Here is a 19,400-nt window from a genome sequence, read left to right on the forward strand (position 1 = left end):
CTAGTCGTTACACAGTGATTACTGCAACCGCAACTCGGTTTAGTGACTCTGAGTGGGATATAGAGATGGATCATGATGAACAAAGCGCTATCTTGTTTGAACCTGAAGGTCCTGATGCACTCGCCCAATTCCTTGAACAGTCTCGCCTATCAATAATCTTCACTTTAGAAACAAGCTAATACACCGCAGACCGAAGAGATACACTGTTTTTCTTTTTATCAACAGGTGTAATGCGGCTGCGAGCTTCGATGACAGGGAGGTCATCGCAGAGCCTATAGGGCCTATTTTGTTCCATACAAAATTAGGCATTTCCTCCATCCCTGGAGGTCAGATATGCTAGCGGCGTCTCGCAGAAGTATCTGCAGTAAAGCCTGCTGCAAGCAATAAATATCAACATGGTAATACTTACCAAATAATCCCACCAAATAACAAAATACCCAAATGAAACGATAAGCTATTTCCCCGACTTGTTAACTGACAAGTCATCAATCAAGTTATCATTAGGCTATTAATGCCCCTTAGCAAGTAAAGTTATGTCAAAGATGTCAGCCAAAAGTATTACCTTGCCGATCGATAAACTCTATGATGAGTTCAGATCTGCGATAAAAGACAATCACTTAGTGGTTGAGTCTGATACAGGCTCGGGTAAGTCTACCCGTCTGCCGCTCTGGTGTGCTAAAGCTGGGTGTGCTGAAGCGGTTGAAGGTGGCAGGGGTAAGCGAGTCTTGGTGGTGGAGCCTAGGCGTGTTGCTTGTTTAGCGCTATGTTCATTTGTGAGCTCTTTGTTTAAAGACGCTGAGGGCTCTGCTCAGTCTGCTAATAAGGTCGGTTATGCCATACGTTTTGATTCGACAGTGACAGATACGACTCAAATTGCGTTTGTTACCCCGGGCATTGCACTGCGTTGGTTACAGCAAGATGGCTTAGCCAGCTTCGATACTGTGATTATCGATGAGTTCCACGAACGGCGCTGGGATACTGATCTGTTATTGGCCATATTGAAGTTAAAGGCGCAAGAGTCAGCAGAACTTAGGCTAGTTTTAACATCAGCGACCATTGATGGTGAGCGGCTAACTGACTATTTAGGCACAAGTTTAAGCTCTAATACAGCAAGTGACTCACTATCGAATACACGTCAAGTTCCCGAGCCTAAATCTCAACGATTAGTAGCGGAAGGTAAAAGGTTCCACGTGGAACTAAAATTTCAGGCCCGCGAAAGTCACCATCTACCTGACATCCGTGGCGTGGAACAAGCGGTTAAAACAGCTGTGTCTGGTCTGCTTAATGACACTCAGGGTGATATTCTTGTATTTCTTCCTGGTAAACGTGAAATACAGAGCTGCTTACAAGCGTGTGGCTCTCTATTTAGGGAAGCTGAAGGCTCTTTACTACGAGAAGCTGAAGGCTCTCTATTTCAAACCGCTGAGGGCTCTATTGAGCTACTTGCGCTACATGGAGGTATTACTCCCCAAGAACAAGAGAAGGTACTTCAGCCAGCTAACCATCAAAGAGTTATATTCTCTACCAATGTGGCTGAAACGTCTTTGACCATTCCGGGGGTTACAGCGGTGGTTGATAGTGGCCTGGAGCGGCGTACTCATCAGCGAAATGGTCGTACAGTATTATCATTAGCACGCATCTCTAAAGCCAGTGCTGCTCAGCGAATGGGGCGTGCAGGCCGTACGCAAGACGGTATTTGTATTCGATTGTGGGGCAAGAGCGCTCCTATGGAGGCTATGACGCCACCGGAGCTACAGCGAGAAGAGTTAGTCGAACCTTTGTTAACTGCAGCTTGCTGTGGTTACCGCTTATCTGAGCTCAGTTTTGTAGATCAACTGCCTGAAAAATCACTGATGATTGCAACTAATAAACTTGTAGCTATGGGGGCGGTTAATAGCGATGGCATTGTAACTGCTCATGGGCGAAAAATATCGCCACTGCCTATAGATACGCTGTTTGCTCATCTTATCAGTGCAATGCCCGATGATACCTGCCGTGGACTGATGATTGACTTAGCGGCGGCACTGAGTGTTCCACAACGACTATTTCAGCTACCCAGTGATGAATTTGATCTAAAAGAGCTCAATGAGTGGGAGCCTCTATCTTGTGACGCTTTTACTCTAATAAAGATACTTAGAGAACCCGTAACTAGTTTATTGAAGTCTTCGAGTACGCATAGGTCGTATATAGACACTAGTGCACGAAAAGAAGCACGCCTGTTAGCTGAGCAGATACGTACAGCACTGGGTTTAGAGAGTATTAATAAGGCTAATACGCTTAATATACGTGACGATGAGTTGCGTCGGTCTTGGTTGCTAGCTGTGATAAAGGCCTCACCTGAATTAGCGTTTGTTAGACGAGAAAAGCGATTTAGCGCATTAGGTAATGGTTTCAGTGAGGTGCAGATAGGAAGAGATAGTCGTTTTTCCTCTGAGCTTAAAATGAGTGATGGTAAGGAGAGTGCTTTGGCTGCTGTGGTATTTGATCAGCATTCCATTGCAGGTAAGGGAAGTAAGCAAACCCTTAATCTAGCCAGCTGTATGGCGCCTATATCATTCAAGTTACTTAGCCAGGCTGCCCTAGGTGAAGAGCGATTAGCTGAGAATAGGGAGCAGGGCAATAAGCATAAAGTGCTTGTGGAGACTGTATACGCTGGAAGAGTGATAGCTTCTCATTTGAAAGAGGTGGAAGGGGCGCAAGCAATTGAAGCTATAGTGCGTAGCATTAAGCTTGGACGACAGTTTAAAGGTGTTGCAAGTCAGCTAGAGCGGGATATCGCAGCTTGGAATATATGGCTGGCCGTAGGAAAAGCAGATAAAGCGGCTCTGAGTATGGATTTAGACCAATATCTTGCAGATAAATTAATTGAGTTAGGTGTGGAGTGTTTTGATGATCTGCAGATGATTGAGGCGAGTGATCTTTTATTTGAAGGAGTTCCTGAGTGGGAACGAGAGGAGTTTGATCGTCTCTATCCGACTAAGCTGTTATTGGCCGAACTTAAACTGACTGTGGAGTATCAGGCAAAGCGTAAGCTTGTCACGGTAATTTATGCCAGTGGAATGCGCAAGACTGGGCCAAAACGCTGGGAGCTACCAAGATGGCAAGGTTGGAAAATCCAGTATAGGAAGGCGAGCAGAGTGGTTGATGTGAAGTGATTTTAGTAACTGCAATGGGATAAGTAGGTAGCTCTATATGAGTGAGAGCGACTAACATTTTTAGTGTGTTTTTATCGTTTTTTTATTTTTAATTTTGATAGATATATTGAGTTTGTTTTTAAAAGTAATGAAGTGAAAAAAAATATTTTTGATCTTTAGCCGATCAGATCGATTTTGATCACCAGAATGAAAAATCATTTTGAGTATAACTTTTCTACTAAGATCTAATAATTAGTAATAATCAAGAAAAAATGCAAATTTTATCCACAGGTCGATTCCTTTTAAATCAAGTGGTTATCTTTGTGTTTGGATCTTTTTTTAATAAAAGATCGTAAATTTAATTAGTTGTTGATATCTCTGTTGATGCTTTTGATCGAGATCAAAAAATGAACAGGCTTAAATCTGCTATTTTTATCGTCAAAAATAGTGGCTTTATCGGCTAATTTAGCTTCAAAAAGCATAATATTCAGTCGTTGGTTTTATTTTTCAATATGACGATATTTGATTGCTGACAGATCTAATGAGATTAGGGGAATATGTCGATCTAAAATAGGGGGCTAGTTACTAAGATCTAAAACCTTAAATCTAAGCTAAGGATCTGTTTTTATCGAAGCGTACTTTTAGCTTTAACTGGAGGGAAGATCATCGAAAAGCGAAGCGTTGTTCTTTACCTGGATCCTATAAGTAAAATCTAGATTCCGGCCAACAGCGTGCCGGAATGACAAATGATTAAAGCATGTAGGAATCACTAAGGATTTACGTATTCAGAAAGATAAGGAATATCTGAGTTGAAAAGTAAGCTGTCATTCTTAACTCGTTTCAGAATCTAGCTTCGAGCTAGGTACCTAAGGCCTGGGTTTTAGTAGCCTTAGGAGTTTGAAATACCATAGCGTCATCAGGGCGGAGCCCATCGAACAGCAAAGCGTCTCTCTTTGTCTATGCCCTAGGAGATAGATCCTAGGGCCTTATTACAATTACTTCCCTATACAGAAGGAGCTAAAGATCTTTCCGAGTAGATCATCTGAAGTAAATTTACCGGTGATCTCTGACAGTGCGAGTTGAGTCATACGTAACTCTTCGGCAAGTAGCTCTCCGGCTTGGTAGACCTCTAGTTGCTCTTTTCCTAGCATCAAGTGGCTAGTAGCGAGGTCTAAGGCTTCTAAATGACGTCGACGTGCGATAAAGCCGCCCTCAAGGTTACTTTGGTAACCCATGAGTGATTTTAGGTGTTGTTTAACAGAATCTACACCTAAGCCTGTTTTAGCTGATATACGGAATACGCTATGACCATGATCTTCTGTTACATCTAATGACTCACCAGTAATATCTGCTTTATTGCGCACTACCGTGATGCCTAAGCGGGCAGGAAGCCTGTCAATAAAATCTGGCCAAATCTCGTGTGGGTCGACTGCATTAGTTGTTGTACCATCGACCATAAACAAGACTTGATCGGCTGTTTCTATCTCACTCCAGGCACGTTCGATGCCTATCTGCTCTACGGTATCTGAGGTATCACGTAATCCTGCAGTGTCTATGATATGCAGTGGCATGCCATCTAAGTGAATATGCTCTCGTAGCACGTCGCGGGTTGTACCGGCAATTTCGGTAACAATGGCAGACTCTTTACCTGCTAGGGCATTTAGTAAGCTAGATTTCCCTGCATTAGGGCGTCCAGCGATGACCACTTTCATCCCTTCTCGGATAATAGAACCTTGCTTGGCACTCGCCTGAACTGAGTCTAGTTTGGTAATAATTCGATTAAGTGAACCAGCAATTTTACCGTCAGACAGGAAGTCGACCTCTTCATCGGGGAAGTCAATCGCTGCCTCGACGTATAAGCGCAAGTTGGTGACCTGATCGACAAGTTCATGTATCTGAGTAGAGAACTCTCCTTGTAGCGAGTTCAGGGCGCTCTTAGCGGCTTGTTCACTGGTTGCATCAATGAGATCGGCAATCGCTTCAGCTTGAGTTAGGTCAAGCTTGTCGTTCATAAAGGCTTGTTCGCTAAATTCACCAGGCTTAGCAATACGTAGTCCTTCGGTTTCCATGACTCGCTTGATCAACATATCGAGAACGATTTGGCCGCCATGGCCCTGCAGCTCTAATACGTCTTCACCGGTAAAGGAGTTGGGACCTTGAAAGTAAAGTGCAATACCTTGGTCAATAACTTTGCCATCGGCATCTTTAAAATCACAGTAATCTGCATAACGTGTTTTAGGGATATGGCCCAGTATTGCCATAGCAACGTCGCTGGCTTGATCCCCTGAAATACGAATGATACCTACACCACCACGCCCTGGAGCGGTTGCTTGTGCCACGATAGTATCTGTTGTCATTACTGTGATTCCTACATTTGAATATTGAAAAGCTTATTAAAAGTGACTGGGCCCATAAAGGACGGTCTCTCATAAAAAGCAAAAAGCGGTCAATACTAAGTATTAACCGCTTTTTCTTAGTTGGAGTTTAAGACCTATTTAAGACCTTTTTTCTCCAAACCAGCATAGATGATCTTCTGCTGTGTGATAGCAACTAAGTTACCAATCAACCAGTATAGAACTAGACCTGCAGGGAACCACAGGAAGAAGACGGTAAATACTACAGGCATCCATTGCATCATCTTAACTTGCATTGGGTCCATAGTAGGTGCCATTGGCTGCATCTTCTGCATCACGAACATAGAGATACCCATAAGAATAGGCATCACATAGTATGGATCTTGTACCGATAAATCGGTGATCCATAGCATGAATGGTGCATGACGTAGTTCAACACTTTCAAGCAGTACCCAGTAAAGTGCGATGAAGATAGGCATCTGTAATAAGATAGGTAGACAGCCACCCATAGGGTTAACTTTCTCTTTCTTATACAGCTCCATCATAGCTTGACCCATCTTCTGACGGTCATCACCAAAACGCTCTTTCATCTCAGCAAGCTTAGGCTGTAAGTTACGCATCTTAGCCATAGAGGTGTATTGCGCTTTAGTTAGCGGATACAGCACACCACGAACGGTTAGTGTGATTAAGATAATCGCCACACCCCAGTTAGTGACTAAAGACTGGAAGAACATTAGCAATTTGTAGATTGGTACAGCTAACCACCAAAGGAAGCCATAATCTACTACTAAGTTAAGCGAGTCTGAAATTTCAGAAAGGGCTTTTTGATCTTTAGGACCAACATAAAACTCAGAGTTAATTGCTTGAGTTGCACCTGGTGCGACATCATAGATTGCACCGCGGAAACCGATATTCGCTTGGCCGCCAGCACTGATGCTAGAGAAGATGATGTTTTGATCATTCGCTGGTGGTACCCAGGCAGAAACAAAGTAGTGTTGTAGCATTGCTGCCCAACCACCTAATGTTTTCTTATCTAGGTTTTTGTCAGCCATATCGTCAAAGCTGTACTTCTCGTAACGCGTGTCTTGAGTTGAGAAAGCGGCACCACGATAAGTAGGCATCATCATGCTACTTTCACTTTTCTTGATGCTGTGCTTAATCTGACCGTACATCTGCACTTGTAGCTGCTTGTCAGTGGTGTTGTTAATTACATAATCAACATCAACTTTGAATTGGCCACGGTGGAAGATAAATAACTTAGTGTACTTAGCGCCGTTTTCAGCAACATATGTCAAAGGCACTTCGAGCGTGTCCTGACCTGAAGCTAAAGTGTACTCACGTGACGCACTGTCAAAGTGGGCACGTCCTTTAGTGCTGCTATCGATACCATTACGGCCAATAAGACCACTTTGAGCAATGTAGTTAATATCGTTTGTTTGCTCTAGAAGGACAAATGGTTCGTCGTTATCTAGTTCAAGCTTGTGCTCAACAAGTGCTGAGTAAACGATATCACCACCGATAGGGTTAATCTTAAGGATTAACTGGTCGGTGTTTACTGTAATCAACTCTTTAGAAGCGACAACTGCAGCTGGAAGCGCAGAATCGGCATCTGGAACATCAGAACTGTGCGCGTTTGTAGCGTTTGATGAAGTAGAAACTGAAGTTGATTCAGTAGCCACTTGCTGTGGAGCTTGATCCATCTGCCACTGTTGCCATAGTAAAAAACTGACAAAAAGCAGACCGATAAGCAATATATTGCGTTGAGATTCCATAGCCTATTTATTACACCTGTGTTTTTTTGGGGGGACGGGGTCGATACCGCCCGGATGTAAAGGGTGACATTTTAATACGCGTTTTGCTGTAAGCCAACAGCCTTTTACAAATCCATGCAAACGAATGGCTTCGATTGCGTAAAATGAGCATGTTGGATGAAAGCGGCACTTATTAGCCCCCAAAAGGGGACTGATGAAGATTTGGTAGCCACGAATAATCGTGGTTGCTAGCCATTGTAACGGCGAGTAAGTTTTCGCCATAGCTTTTCTACCAATTTATGGAGCTCTGCATTGTCCATCTCTACCACGCCATTTCTGACCAAAACAACAATATCAAGTGGAGGTAGTTCGTGCTGATGCAAACGAAAGTTATCTCTGATGATACGTTTAATTTGATTTCGCTGATGGGCCTTCTTTACAAAACGTTTTGCAACAGTTAATCCAATACGTGGATGTTGCTCTGAGTTTGGAATAGCAAGTAAAGTGATTTCAGCTGAAGAAGCTTTGATGGGTTTGGTAAATACAGATTTAAATTGCGCGGGAGTTAACAAACGTAACTCCCGCGTAAAGGTATAGCTAGTCACTTGCATCTCTACTATTAAGCAGAAAGTTGAGCGCGACCTTTAGCACGACGACGAGCTAGGACCTTACGGCCTCCAACTGTAGCCATACGAGCGCGGAATCCGTGAGAACGCTTACGCTTTAGGTTGCTTGGTTGAAAAGTACGTTTACTCATTTTGGCAATCCGTCTTTGTGTAAGTTGAACAAAACCCAAACCCTCGTAATGAGGAATAGGGGCAAAAAAGAGGCCGAATTGTAATCACTTTAAGTTTGCCCGTCAACAAGCAAACGCATTAAGTGACAAAATTCTAGCCTTTTATTTACTAGCCGATTTATCCAAAGGCACCAGAATGTGTGGATAACTCTGTGTATGACCACTACATCTTGTGGATCCAGTGATCATTTAACCGATCTAGAGGTTGTAATTATAGATCGATCTGGATCGCTTAATAAAGCTGGTTTTGACGCTTTTTATAAAAACGAGGATCGCGACAGATCCTTTTGGATCGGTATATTCTGCGAAAGGTGATCTATCTGGGGATAATTATATTATAAGGATAGCGATCCTAGTGATCTCACTATAGAATACACCTCTTTACATGACCTTTTGGGGATAAGTACGTGGCGGTTTCACTTTGGCAGCAATGTATCGGACGACTACAAGATGAGCTTTCAGCTCAGCAATTCAGCATGTGGATCAGGCCGTTACAAGCAGAAATGGATGGAGACACTCTTGTTCTCTACGCGCCAAATCGCTTCGTTCTCGACTGGGTTAGAGACAAATACATTAATATCATTAATCAGTTCTTTACTGAGCAGATGGGTAGCGATGCCCCTAAGTTGCGCTTTGATATTGGTAGCAAGCCTGCTGCGCCTCGTCCTGTTCAAGCTTCTCCAGCGGTTATAAGTAGCCCGAAAGCTGAACCTCGTAGCAAGCCGAGTAAAACTTCATTTAATGTAAATACGCCTGAGCCCGCTGTTGCGGCCAACCATAGAAGTAATATTAATCTGACTTATCAGTTTGATAACTTCGTTGAGGGTAAGTCAAACCAACTTGGTAAAGCTGCTGCTCTGCAAGTCGCGGAGAACCCTGGTGGTGCCTATAACCCGTTATTCCTCTACGGGGGAACAGGTTTAGGTAAGACTCACCTGTTACATGCGGTAGGTAATGGCATTATTAAAAATAATCCCAATGCCAAAGTTGTGTATATGCACTCCGAAAGGTTTGTACAGGATATGGTTAAGGCATTACAAAATAATGCCATTGAAGAGTTTAAGCGTTATTACCGTAGTGTTGATGCGCTGTTTATCGATGATATTCAATTCTTTGCTAATAAAGACAGATCCCAGGAAGAGTTCTTCCATACCTTCAACGCGCTTTTAGAGGGTAATCATCAGATCATTTTGACCTCAGATAAGTATCCAAAAGAGATCGATGGCGTAGAAGATCGTCTTAAGTCTCGTTTTGGTTGGGGCTTAACGGTTGCGATTGAGCCACCTGAGTTAGAGACTCGAGTCGCGATCTTGATGCGTAAGGCTCAAGAGAGTGGGATCAACCTACCTGATGAAGTCGCCTTCTTTATTGCAAAACGTCTGCGCTCAAACGTCCGTGAACTTGAGGGGGCGTTAAACCGTGTTATTGCTAACGCCAACTTTACAGGTCGTCCAATTACTATCGACTTTGTGCGTGAAGCGTTGAGAGATCTATTGGCACTGCAAGAGAAGTTAGTGACGATTGATAATATTCAGAAGACAGTTGCTGAATATTACAAGATCAAGATGGCTGATATGCTTTCAAAGCGCCGTTCACGCAGTGTTGCCAGACCTCGTCAAGTTGCAATGGCATTGTCTAAAGAGCTTACAAACCAGAGTTTGCCTGAAATTGGTGATGCCTTTGGTGGTCGTGATCATACAACTGTTCTGCATGCATGTCGTAAAATTGCACAGTTGCGTGAAGAAAGTCATGACATTAAAGAGGATTATGCTAACTTAATCCGTACTCTTTCTTCGTAGAATCAGGGAATTGAAACTGATGAAATTTTCAATTGATAGGGATGCCCTATTAAAGCCGCTGCAATTAGTTAATGGCGCGGTGGAGAGACGACATAACTTGCCTATTCTGGCAAACCTTTTAGTTGAAGTGAGTGGTCACTCACTTAAGATGACAGGTACCGACCTAGAAGTTGAGTTAGTCGGACAAGTACAGCTTGAGGGTGACATTCAAGAGGGGCGTACCACGGTCCCAGCTAAGAAATTCCTCGATATTGTTAAATCTCTTCCTGATCAAGTTGAATTAAAAATAGAGCAGCAAGAGAATCGTTTGCTGCTTAGATCGGGTCGAAGCCGTTTCACGTTAGCCACACTTCCTGCAGAAGAGTATCCTAATGTCGAAGCTTTCCAGTCTGACATCGAATTTACTCTTAAACAGGGTACGTTAAAGTCGTTGATAGATGCGACCCAGTTCTCGATGGCAAACCAAGATGTACGTTACTACCTCAATGGTCTTTTACTAGAGACCGAAGGTAATGTACTACGCGCTATCGCAACCGATGGGCACCGTTTAGCCCTCAGTCATCGCCCAATTGAAGATACCTTACCCGAGAAGCAGGTGATTGTGCCTCGCAAAGGCGTGGTTGAGCTACAACGTTTGTTTGAAGGTGAAGAGCTAGAGGTCACCATAGCTATCGGTGACAATGCTATACGTGCAACCACAGCAAGTGCTGTGTTAACCAGTAAGTTGGTTGATGGGCGCTTCCCTGATTATCGTCGAGTTTTACCTAAAGGTGGCGATAAAGTTGTTATAGCTAGCCGTAATCAGCTGAAACAAGCCCTGCTTCGTGCCTCTATTCTTTCTAATGAAAAGTTTCGTGGCGTGCGCGTACAGCTCGAAAATAACTTGATTAAAATCACCGCGAATAATCCTGAGCAGGAGGAAGCGGAAGAGATACTCGATATCGAATATGAAAATACCCCATTAGAGATTGGTTTTAATGTGAGTTATCTACTCGATGTACTCAATAATCTGCCTTCAGACGATGTGCGCATTACACTTATAGACGGTAACTCTAGCGCATTGATAGAAAATCATATCGAAGAAGATTCTATGTATGTCGTGATGCCGATGAGGCTCTAGTCTTCATTGGACTAAGTTGAAAGAATAAATCATTTAAAAGGCTGTTAATACAGCCTTTTTTATTTCCACATTTTCTTGTTTTACCATTTCCACTCTTGATTCAAATAGCCCCTTGTTTTTTAGCTAAATATGTCGCAAATATGCGCTTTGATGTGGCTTGCAGATATGCTAATCTTCTTGGCTATTTTAATTTTTTTAACCTAACAAAATAGACCACTTTTCTTATGTTTTTTCATATTGATAGCTGGATATTTAGTTAGTTTGCTAGATAAGCGACTAATGAGCCTTAAATGAGTCTGACGCGTCTTCATATTGAAACATTTCGGAATATCGTTTCTGCTCAACTGCTGCCTAGTGAAGGAATTAATCTGATTTACGGCCAAAATGGCAGTGGAAAAACCAGTATCTTAGAGGCGATCTACTTTCTGGGGATGGGTCGCTCTTTTCGGAGTCACCTTTCACAGCGAGTGATACAGCATGCTGATGATAAGTTGACCTTGTTTGCCAATTTATCAGTACTGGAAAAAGAGAGTAAAATCGGATTAAGACGCTTTCGTAGCGGTGAAACCGAAGTCAAGATTGATGGCGATAAAGTAAAGCGCTTATCGACGTTAGCTGAGTCATTACCGATACAGGTGATCACTCCTGAGAGTTTTGCCTTGTTGTTTGAAGGGCCTAAATCTAGACGCCAGTTTATTGATTGGGGCGCCTTTCATACTGACAGAAACTTTCATTTAGCTTGGGTCAATGTTAAACGGATTTTAAAGCAGCGAAATCAGCTACTTAAAAATGAGGTTAACTATTCCCAAATTCAATTCTGGGACAAAGAGTTAGTTCGATACTCTGAAGTCGTGACCGATATAAGAACTCGATATGTAAACTCGTTAAATGAGCTACTTAAGGGTATAATCGGAGAGTTTTTACCTCAGGTAGATGTGAAGGTTTCCTTTACCCGAGGCTGGGATAGTAAAACTGATTACGCAGACTTGTTAGAGACGCAATATCCTAGAGATCTTGCTAGCGGTAATACCGGTAGTGGACCCCATAAAGCAGACTTGAGATTACGTGTAGGTACCTTGCCGGTACAGGATGCTTTATCCCGGGGCCAATTGAAATTGTTAGTCTGTGCACTGCGTATTGCACAGGGAAAGTTGCTAAAACAACAAATAGATAAGAACAGTATTTATCTGGTGGATGATCTTCCAGCAGAATTGGATGCAAAGCACAGACAGCTGTTGCTGCAGCAGTTAATCGACACAGGTGCACAAGTATTTGTCACCGCCATCGACCCTGCAGCGATACTAGATTCGTTAATCACGCCGCCGAGCAAGACGTTCCATGTGGAACACGGTCGTGTAACGGTAATTGAATAACCGACGAGAGAATAATATGTCAGAGAACAGTTACGATTCTTCCAGTATTAAGGTACTAAAAGGCCTTGATGCAGTACGGAAGAGACCAGGGATGTATATCGGTGATACCGACGACGGCACTGGTCTACATCATATGGTATTCGAAGTAGTCGATAACTCAATCGATGAAGCCTTAGCGGGCCATTGTAATGACGTTATCATCACTATCCATGCCGATGGTTCAGTATCGGTAAAAGATGATGGTCGTGGTATTCCTGTTGAGATTCACCCAGAAGAGGGGATCTCAGCAGCCGAAGTTATTATGACGGTACTCCACGCTGGTGGTAAGTTCGATGATAACTCATACAAGGTTTCTGGTGGTCTTCACGGTGTTGGTGTTTCAGTTGTAAACGCACTGTCTCACAAGCTACAGTTGACGATTCGTCGCGAAGGTAAGCTTTATGAGCAGTTTTACACTCATGGCGAACCGAATGAGCCTATTAAGGTTATCGGTGATGCAACTAATACCGGTACTGAAATTCGTTTCTGGCCAAGTGAAGAGACCTTCACCGATGTGCAGTTCCATTTCGATATTTTAGCCAAACGTGTTCGTGAACTTTCGTTCCTTAACTCAGGGGTTGGTGTTCGTCTTATTGATGAGCGTGATAATCGTGATGAGTTCTTCAAGTACGATGGTGGTATCAGTGCTTTCGTTGACTACCTTAACGTTAACAAAACACCAGTCAACAAAGAGGTGTTCCACTTCAACCAAGAGCGTGAAGATGGCATAACCGTAGAAGTGGCTATGCAGTGGAATGATGGTTTCCAGGAGAATATCTTCTGTTTTACCAATAACATCCCTCAGCGTGATGGTGGTACTCACCTTGCTGGCTTCCGTGGCGCCTTGACCCGTAACCTTAACACTTACATGGAGCGTGAAGGTTACAACAAGAAAGGCAAAACTGGCGCGACGGGTGATGATGCCCGTGAAGGTTTGACTGCGGTTATCTCTGTGAAAGTGCCTGATCCTAAGTTCAGCTCTCAGACCAAAGACAAATTAGTTTCTAGTGAAGTTAAATCTGCTGTTGAGCAGACTATGGGTGAACAGTTAGGTGACTACCTAATGGAGCATCCAAACGAAGCTAAATTGATTGTTGGTAAAATTATCGACGCGGCTCGTGCTCGTGAAGCGGCGCGTAAAGCTCGCGAAATGACTCGTCGTAAAGGCGCATTAGATTTAGGTGGTCTGCCAGGTAAACTTGCCGATTGCCAAGAGAAAGACCCTGCGCTTTCTGAAATATACATAGTGGAAGGGGACTCTGCTGGCGGTAGCGCCAAGCAGGGGCGTAACCGTAAGAACCAAGCGATTCTTCCGCTTAAAGGTAAGATCTTGAACGTTGAGAAGGCACGCTTCGATAAGATGCTCTCTTCTCAAGAGGTCGCGACGCTGATCACCGCACTAGGTTGTGGTATTGGCCGTGATGAATACGATCCTGATAAGACGCGTTACCATAACATCGTTATCATGACCGATGCCGACGTCGATGGCTCGCACATTCGTACCTTGCTATTGACCTTCTTCTTCCGTCAGATGCCTGAACTTATTGAACGTGGCTATGTGTATATCGCTCAGCCGCCGCTATATAAGGTGAAGAAAGGTAAGCAAGAGCAATACCTTAAAGATGATCCAGCATTAACTGAGTTCTTAACTAACTTAGCACTAGATGGTGGTGAAATTCATGCTACTGCAGATGCTCCAGCTATGTCTGGCGCACCACTTGAAAAGTTGGTTTATCAGTACCGTGAAGTCGAGTCAATCTTCGAGCGTATCGACCTACGTTACCCAACGCTACTCACTGAGCGTATGCTATATCACCCAGCATTGAGTGCAGAAGTGATGGCTGATGAAGCTAAAGTTAAACAGTGGTGTGATGCATATATTGCTGACTTAACAGAAAAAGAATCGGGTGGTGTTATCTATAATGCTGAGCCAATTCTTGATCCAGAGCGTCAAGTTTATCTACCGAATATCACCATTCGTAAGCATGGTATAGACACTTGCTTCCTGTTTACCTACGAGTTCCTTACATCAAGTGACTACGAGCGTATGGTTAAGCTAGCTGAAGCCCTTGAAGGTCTAATCGTTGAAGGTGGTTATGTTAAACGTGGTGAGCGAGTTAAAGAGGTTTCTACATTCGTTGAAGCACTTAACTGGTTGATGAATGACTCTAAGCGTGGCCTTTATATTCAACGTTATAAGGGACTGGGTGAGATGAACCCAGAGCAGCTTTGGGAAACCACTATGGATCCTGAAACACGCCGCATGCTTGTTGTAACGATTGAAGATGCTATTGCAGCAGATCAACTGTTTACCTGTTTGATGGGTGATCATGTTGAGCCGCGTCGTAACTTCATTGAAGAGAACGCACTAAATGTAGCGAACTTGGATGTTTAACAGCTGCCTTAAGCTGTAAGTTATAAGCGATAAGTAAAACCTAAGCCCTGGAGAAATCCGGGGCTTTTTTGTACATGGCGGGAGATGTTCCTACATCTCTGTGCATTCCTATCATCCTTGATAGTCAGAGTACTTATCCCCAAAGAGCTTGGCAGTCTGATCATACATACCATTCATTGCTTTACTTAGTAGGAAGTTTTACTTAGTTTATGTGATAACTAATTGTCTACGAAAGGGATATCGAAGATGAAACCACCTCAGTTACTCATTTTAGTCATAGCTATTTCGCTGGTTATGTCTGCCTATCTCTTCAATTTTTATGGCGATGCAGAGCAAGCTACCTTAGCGCCTGCTCCTCTAGTTACAGCTCTTAGTAAGCAACAAAGTCATGAGCCATCGCATGATGAAATATTGATAGAGGCTAATGTCGTACCACAAATTGTGGATGAATCGATTGAGGTCGATGAAGAAGAGAGAGTCGTAATTCGCTCTTTTAATATTGATAGTTCAGATAAAAATTTTCAGAGGTTATATGCAAAGTATCTGAAGGAAAGTGGGCCATTTGTAGAAGCGGGTATCGTTTACTTTTATAAGGAAAATGATGGTGATCCCCATTTTATTGCTACACCTCCCTCGCTGAATGATTTGATGTTTGATGACCCGGATCAGTATATCGAGTTACGTGTTGCTGAGTTTAATGAGATAGATGAGCCATATAGCAATAATTGGGGCGGCTTATTCGAGCTGCTGAACGTAAATTATCACTACTGCAAAGAAACGACTTGCTTAGTAAGAGCAAGCCACGACTCAATCGCTTTTGCTCGCGATTACCTTGAACAGTTTCAGCATAGTCATCCCGAACTGGACGTCGATTTTGCAAGCATGAGTAGTGGGGATATAGTGCTAACTTACTCTAAGCGCTAAATAGCTAGCTTGTCAGATATCAGCTTGGCATAGTTAAGAGCGTGCTCATTATCTCCATGTAGGCAGATGCTATTTGCTGAAATAACGATATCATTGCCATCTAGAGTGGTGATAGCTTGTTGCTTTATGAGCTTTTCGACCTGCTTCAATACTTGCTCAGCATCCTCAATCACCGCTCCAGCTTGGCCTCTGGAAGCCAAAGAACCATCAGTTAAGTAAGCACGATCTGCAAAAGCTTCTTCGATAACGGTTAATCCGTGATGTTTTGCGAGTCCGACAAGTGGGCTAGAAGCAAGGACCATCAAACTTAGATTTGGGTCTATTTTTTTTATAACATTAATTAAAACATGTCCTAAACGCTCACTGTAGGCCGCTTGATTATAAAGTGCACCGTGAGGTTTCACGTGGAACAGTTTGGCGCCCACAGCATCACATACGGCCTTTAGGCTAGATATTTGTTGGTATAAAGAGTCTGTTAGTGCTGTGTCTGTTATTGTCATTACTTTCCGGCCAAAATGTTCTCTATCTGGAAAGCTGGGGTGGGCACCAATATTGACGATATGGTGATGTGCTAATTTGACTGTTTTCTCCATTGTTTGTTTATCACCCGTATGGCCACCACAGGCGATATTAGCCGAGGTAATCAATTGTAATAGCGCTTCGTCATGTTGACCACCTTCACCGAGATCGGCATTGAGGTCGATAGGGTAGTTTCTCGAATTTAGCTTCACCGTATATCCTTATTCTTGAAGTATTATTTACGAGCTACAAGAGTCTAATGCTACCTGAAGTCTGTGGAAGCATTGCTCCCACTCGATACATTATATTAGTCGTCAGCTTGGCTTTATTTATAGCTTTTACATCTAACTCATCGCTATTTTAAGCCTATGAAAGTATTGCTCCCACTCATAGTTCGCGTCATCAGCTTGATTGGGACTAACATGGATAAACCTTACTTTTTCGCCAGGCCTAGTTTGCGCTAACTTCCAGAGATCGGCTTCGATAATGGTGGCAATTTTAGGGTAGCCACCCGTTGTTTGAGCATCGGCAAGCAGAGCTATGGGTTGTCCCGATGGCGGAACTTGGATGACACCGGGCATTACGGCATGTGATTTGAGTTCTGTTGGAGACTCTAGTTGCAGGGGCTCACCTAAAAGCCGGGCTCCCATACGATTACAATCATTGCTGACTTGCCATTGGCTACTCCAGAAGGTCTTACGGGCTATATCGGTAAATAGTGACATCTCAGGCCCAGGAAGGGCACGGATCTCATTGGTATAGCCACGCTGTACAGCTCCAATTGGCTTAGATACTCTTTGCTGCTCACCCAGTGCTAACTTATCTCCTTTCTGCAAACTGCTGACATTATTACAGTTATTGTTACAGTTGTTATTGCTGAGGGCCGTAAAGTTGAGTGATGTTGAGCGTGAGCCTAAATAGGCTGGAGTATCTATGCCACCATCTATTGCTAGGTAAGCATGCCTCCCTGAGCTTGGGCCACGCAAAATAAGTGTCTCTCCCGCTTTTATTCTATTGCGCCAACCTTGCCAAATATCTCTATTGCCGATTTTTATCTTATATTGCGCACCTGTAAGGGTAAACCAGGCGTCTCTATGGAATTTAATGGCGAGGTTGCCAGCTGTGAGCTCTAGGGCTGCAGAAGTGTCTTGATTGCCTGTTAATCGGTTGGCAAGCATTAGTGCTTGCCGATCTAGAGCGCCTGATACCGGAACGCCTAAATGACGAAACCCTGTTCGCCCTAAGTCTTGAATTGTGGTCTGAAAGCCTGGCTCGATTATCTCAATCATAGGTTTAATCCTGAGTACTTATCTTCTATCTCATCTAGTGATTCAGCGGGAATAAACTGCACTGTGTCACCAGGAGAGAGTAAAGATGGCTGAGCTTGGGTTTGATCAAACAGAGGTGTAAAACTTCGACCTATCAGTTGCCAGCCACCGGGCGACTGTGCTGGGTAAATACCTGTTTGCTCTCCGCCAATACCAACAGAACCCGCTGGAATAGAGAGCCTTGGAGTTGCTAGTCTCGGAGTGAAAAGACGTTTATCAAGCCCTGAAAGATAGGGAAAGCCAGGTTGGAAGCCGAGAAATAAGACTTGGTACTGTATTGAAGAGTGAATAGCTATCACCTCTTCGGGCTGAATTTGGTTGTGTTCGGCGACATTCATAAGGTCTGGCCCATACTCTCCACCGTAGATAACGGGTATTTTTATCAATGTACCTGGCTTATGTTGAATGCTTGTCTTATGCCAAAGCTGCAGTAATTGGTTGTACCAGAAGGGCACTTGCTTGTTACTTTTTAGAAAGAGGGTCAGGTTGTTATTACCTGGAACAATATCTTCAAAGTCATCACTTTCATGACAGCGAGCAGATAGGCACCAAATCTTACTCTGAATAGTAAGTTCAGATTCAGCCCCCGTTAGGGAGGTGCAATCTAAAACCAGAGCTTTTTCACCGAGTCGGAATAACTTAGGTTTTTGTGTCTGGTTCATCGCTCACTTCTTGATTAGTTAGTCCTTAGATGCAGGATAATACTTAAAAATAGGTTTGTAACCCGATAAACTGCGCTTCGTTATCTGTAAAGCACTTATTGCACTGTATTTATTCATCAACCCGGTCATATAAATTGGTTAAAACCTTATTTAAAAAACTCTTTAATATTAGAGAGAAAACTTCATTGTCGCGGCCAAAAGGCTTTAGCCAAGATCGCTCGGTTCAACAAAAAATTGAGCAGGTCTCAGTAAAGCCTGTCAGCAAGGCTGTGGTTGAAGAGGCAATTGTTACTGATTCAGTCGATATCTCAGCGTTGTTCTACAGCTTATTATTTCCAGCCAAGACCGCTGACACAGGTGGTGTGGCTAATAATTTAGAAAGAAATATCATTAGTGATGTTGAGCTTGCGTTATCTTCACCTCAAGAGATCGCTGAAAATGTACTTAAGCTGCCAACTCGCATGGCTGAACTAGATAGGTACCTTGCGGATAATAATGCAGACACTAATGATTTAGTTGAGCTTATTCAGCAAGATCCAGTGTTAAGTGTTGAGCTGCTGAAGTTATGCAATTCACCAGCATTCAAGCGTAGTGAAAAAGAGATCACTAGCTTACAACAAGCGTTTGTACAGCTAGGCAGGGAGCAACTACGTCGTTATGTCAGTACTTGTTTAGTGCGAGAGATGATAGCAATTAAGCCCATCTATTATAGACGCTTTGGTTTACAGGTTTGGCGTCATTCTATGCAGGTTGCTTCCCTTAGTGTGCAGTTGGCACAACACCTTTCTGAAGAAGATCAAGAAACGGCATTTATGCTGGGGTTACTTCACGATGTCGGTAAAATTGCCATTTTTAAGATGTTATTGGATGCCTTTCACCATGCCGAGCCAGGCGAGCAGCCTAACTCATGGTTGTTTAGGCAGGTAATGACAACTAAATCACTGACCTTAAGTGCATTATTAGTTCAGTGTTGGCAACTGCCGAAACGTTTTGAGTCCTCCCTGAGCTTATTAGCAAATACGACCTCTCAGCCAGTAGAGCCATTAGCGGCTGTCGTTTGGCGCGCTAATTTGATCAGTGAATGCTCTATGTTGTTTCAAGCCAATAAACTCGATAATGCCTGTTTAACACGTTTGCTAATAGATGCTGATTTGAGTAGAGAAGAGTTTGATATTTTGCATGAGCAGTTAAAAGAAATTTAAAAAA

16 protein-coding genes are annotated in these 19,400 nt (G+C 43.3%); 8 read left to right on the forward strand and 8 right to left on the reverse strand.

Annotated features, from left to right (window positions below; translation table 11 throughout):
* The first annotated feature begins 14 nt into the window (after positions 1–14).
* Both BM736_RS25265 and BM736_RS22270 read left to right on the forward strand, forming a co-directional pair.
* Positions 15–179, forward strand: a complete 165-nt coding sequence (locus tag BM736_RS25265) for a hypothetical protein (RefSeq protein WP_179079100.1) — start codon at positions 15–17, stop codon at positions 177–179.
* Positions 180–533: 354 nt separating this feature from the next.
* The gene (locus BM736_RS22270; RefSeq protein ID WP_256717987.1) at positions 534–3,155 is read left to right on the forward strand and encodes a helicase-related protein; all 2,622 of its coding nucleotides are present in this window, start codon (positions 534–536) and stop codon (positions 3,153–3,155) included.
* Positions 3,156–4,129: 974 nt separating this feature from the next.
* Here the strand turns inward: BM736_RS22270 and mnmE are convergent.
* The 5 genes from mnmE to rpmH form a co-directional block, all read right to left on the reverse strand.
* Positions 4,130–5,491 carry a tRNA uridine-5-carboxymethylaminomethyl(34) synthesis GTPase MnmE gene (gene mnmE, locus BM736_RS22275; protein ID WP_076416416.1) on the reverse strand — a complete coding sequence of 454 codons (1,362 nt, stop codon included), beginning with the start codon at positions 5,489–5,491 and terminating at the stop codon, positions 4,130–4,132.
* Between the two features lie 134 nt (positions 5,492–5,625).
* Positions 5,626–7,260, reverse strand: coding sequence for a membrane protein insertase YidC (gene yidC / locus BM736_RS22280; RefSeq protein ID WP_076416419.1), 1,635 nt, complete (start codon positions 7,258–7,260; stop codon positions 5,626–5,628).
* Positions 7,261–7,263: 3 nt separating this feature from the next.
* A complete protein-coding gene (gene yidD / locus BM736_RS22285; RefSeq protein WP_076416421.1) occupies positions 7,264–7,521 on the reverse strand; it encodes a membrane protein insertion efficiency factor YidD in 258 nt (85 codons plus the stop codon).
* On the reverse strand, positions 7,488–7,844 hold the full coding sequence (gene rnpA, locus BM736_RS22290) for a ribonuclease P protein component (protein WP_143562465.1): 357 nt from the start codon (positions 7,842–7,844) through the stop codon (positions 7,488–7,490). The genes yidD and rnpA overlap by 34 nt, the downstream gene beginning before the upstream one ends.
* A 14-nt stretch (positions 7,845–7,858) precedes the next feature.
* Complete coding sequence (gene rpmH / locus BM736_RS22295; protein ID WP_076416426.1) at positions 7,859–7,996, reverse strand: 50S ribosomal protein L34; 138 nt, start codon at positions 7,994–7,996, stop codon at positions 7,859–7,861.
* Positions 7,997–8,442: 446 nt separating this feature from the next.
* Here rpmH and dnaA point away from each other — a divergent pair, with 446 nt between their 5' ends.
* The 5 genes from dnaA (at position 8,443) to BM736_RS22320 (ending at position 15,685) form a co-directional block, all read left to right on the forward strand.
* A complete protein-coding gene (gene dnaA, locus BM736_RS22300; protein ID WP_076416428.1) occupies positions 8,443–9,834 on the forward strand; it encodes a chromosomal replication initiator protein DnaA in 1,392 nt (463 codons plus the stop codon).
* Positions 9,835–9,853: 19 nt separating this feature from the next.
* The gene (gene dnaN, locus BM736_RS22305) at positions 9,854–10,954 is read left to right on the forward strand and encodes a DNA polymerase III subunit beta (protein WP_076416431.1); all 1,101 of its coding nucleotides are present in this window, start codon (positions 9,854–9,856) and stop codon (positions 10,952–10,954) included.
* Positions 10,955–11,244: 290 nt separating this feature from the next.
* Entirely contained in the window at positions 11,245–12,327 is a 1,083-nt protein-coding gene (recF, locus tag BM736_RS22310; RefSeq protein WP_076416434.1) for a DNA replication/repair protein RecF, read from the forward strand.
* A 16-nt stretch (positions 12,328–12,343) separates the two neighbouring features.
* On the forward strand, positions 12,344–14,761 hold the full coding sequence (gyrB, locus tag BM736_RS22315; protein ID WP_076416437.1) for a DNA topoisomerase (ATP-hydrolyzing) subunit B: 2,418 nt from the start codon (positions 12,344–12,346) through the stop codon (positions 14,759–14,761).
* Between the two features lie 246 nt (positions 14,762–15,007).
* Positions 15,008–15,685 (forward strand): hypothetical protein, encoded by a 678-nt coding sequence (locus BM736_RS22320; protein ID WP_076416439.1) that lies wholly within the window; start codon positions 15,008–15,010, stop codon positions 15,683–15,685.
* Here the strand turns inward: BM736_RS22320 and pxpA are convergent.
* From pxpA to pxpB, 3 genes are all read right to left on the reverse strand, one after another.
* Positions 15,682–16,416: a 5-oxoprolinase subunit PxpA gene (gene pxpA, locus BM736_RS22325; protein ID WP_083700465.1), complete on the reverse strand. Its 735-nt coding sequence runs from the start codon at positions 16,414–16,416 to the stop codon at positions 15,682–15,684. The two genes, BM736_RS22320 and pxpA, sit on opposite strands and share 4 nt — an antisense overlap.
* 132 nt (positions 16,417–16,548) lie before the next feature.
* A complete protein-coding gene (locus BM736_RS22330; RefSeq protein ID WP_076416442.1) occupies positions 16,549–17,493 on the reverse strand; it encodes a biotin-dependent carboxyltransferase family protein in 945 nt (314 codons plus the stop codon).
* On the reverse strand, positions 17,490–18,194 hold the full coding sequence (pxpB, locus tag BM736_RS22335; RefSeq protein WP_076416444.1) for a 5-oxoprolinase subunit PxpB: 705 nt from the start codon (positions 18,192–18,194) through the stop codon (positions 17,490–17,492). Before pxpB ends, BM736_RS22330 begins: the two co-directional genes overlap by 4 nt.
* Positions 18,195–18,328: 134 nt before the next feature.
* Here pxpB and BM736_RS22340 point away from each other — a divergent pair, with 134 nt between their 5' ends.
* Positions 18,329–19,396 (forward strand): HDOD domain-containing protein, encoded by a 1,068-nt coding sequence (locus BM736_RS22340; RefSeq protein ID WP_076416447.1) that lies wholly within the window; start codon positions 18,329–18,331, stop codon positions 19,394–19,396.
* The last annotated feature ends 4 nt before the right edge of the window (positions 19,397–19,400 follow it).

It is taken from the genome of Shewanella sp. UCD-KL12 (assembly GCF_001957125.1).
In the GTDB taxonomy this organism is placed as follows: Bacteria; Pseudomonadota; Gammaproteobacteria; order Enterobacterales; family Shewanellaceae; genus Shewanella.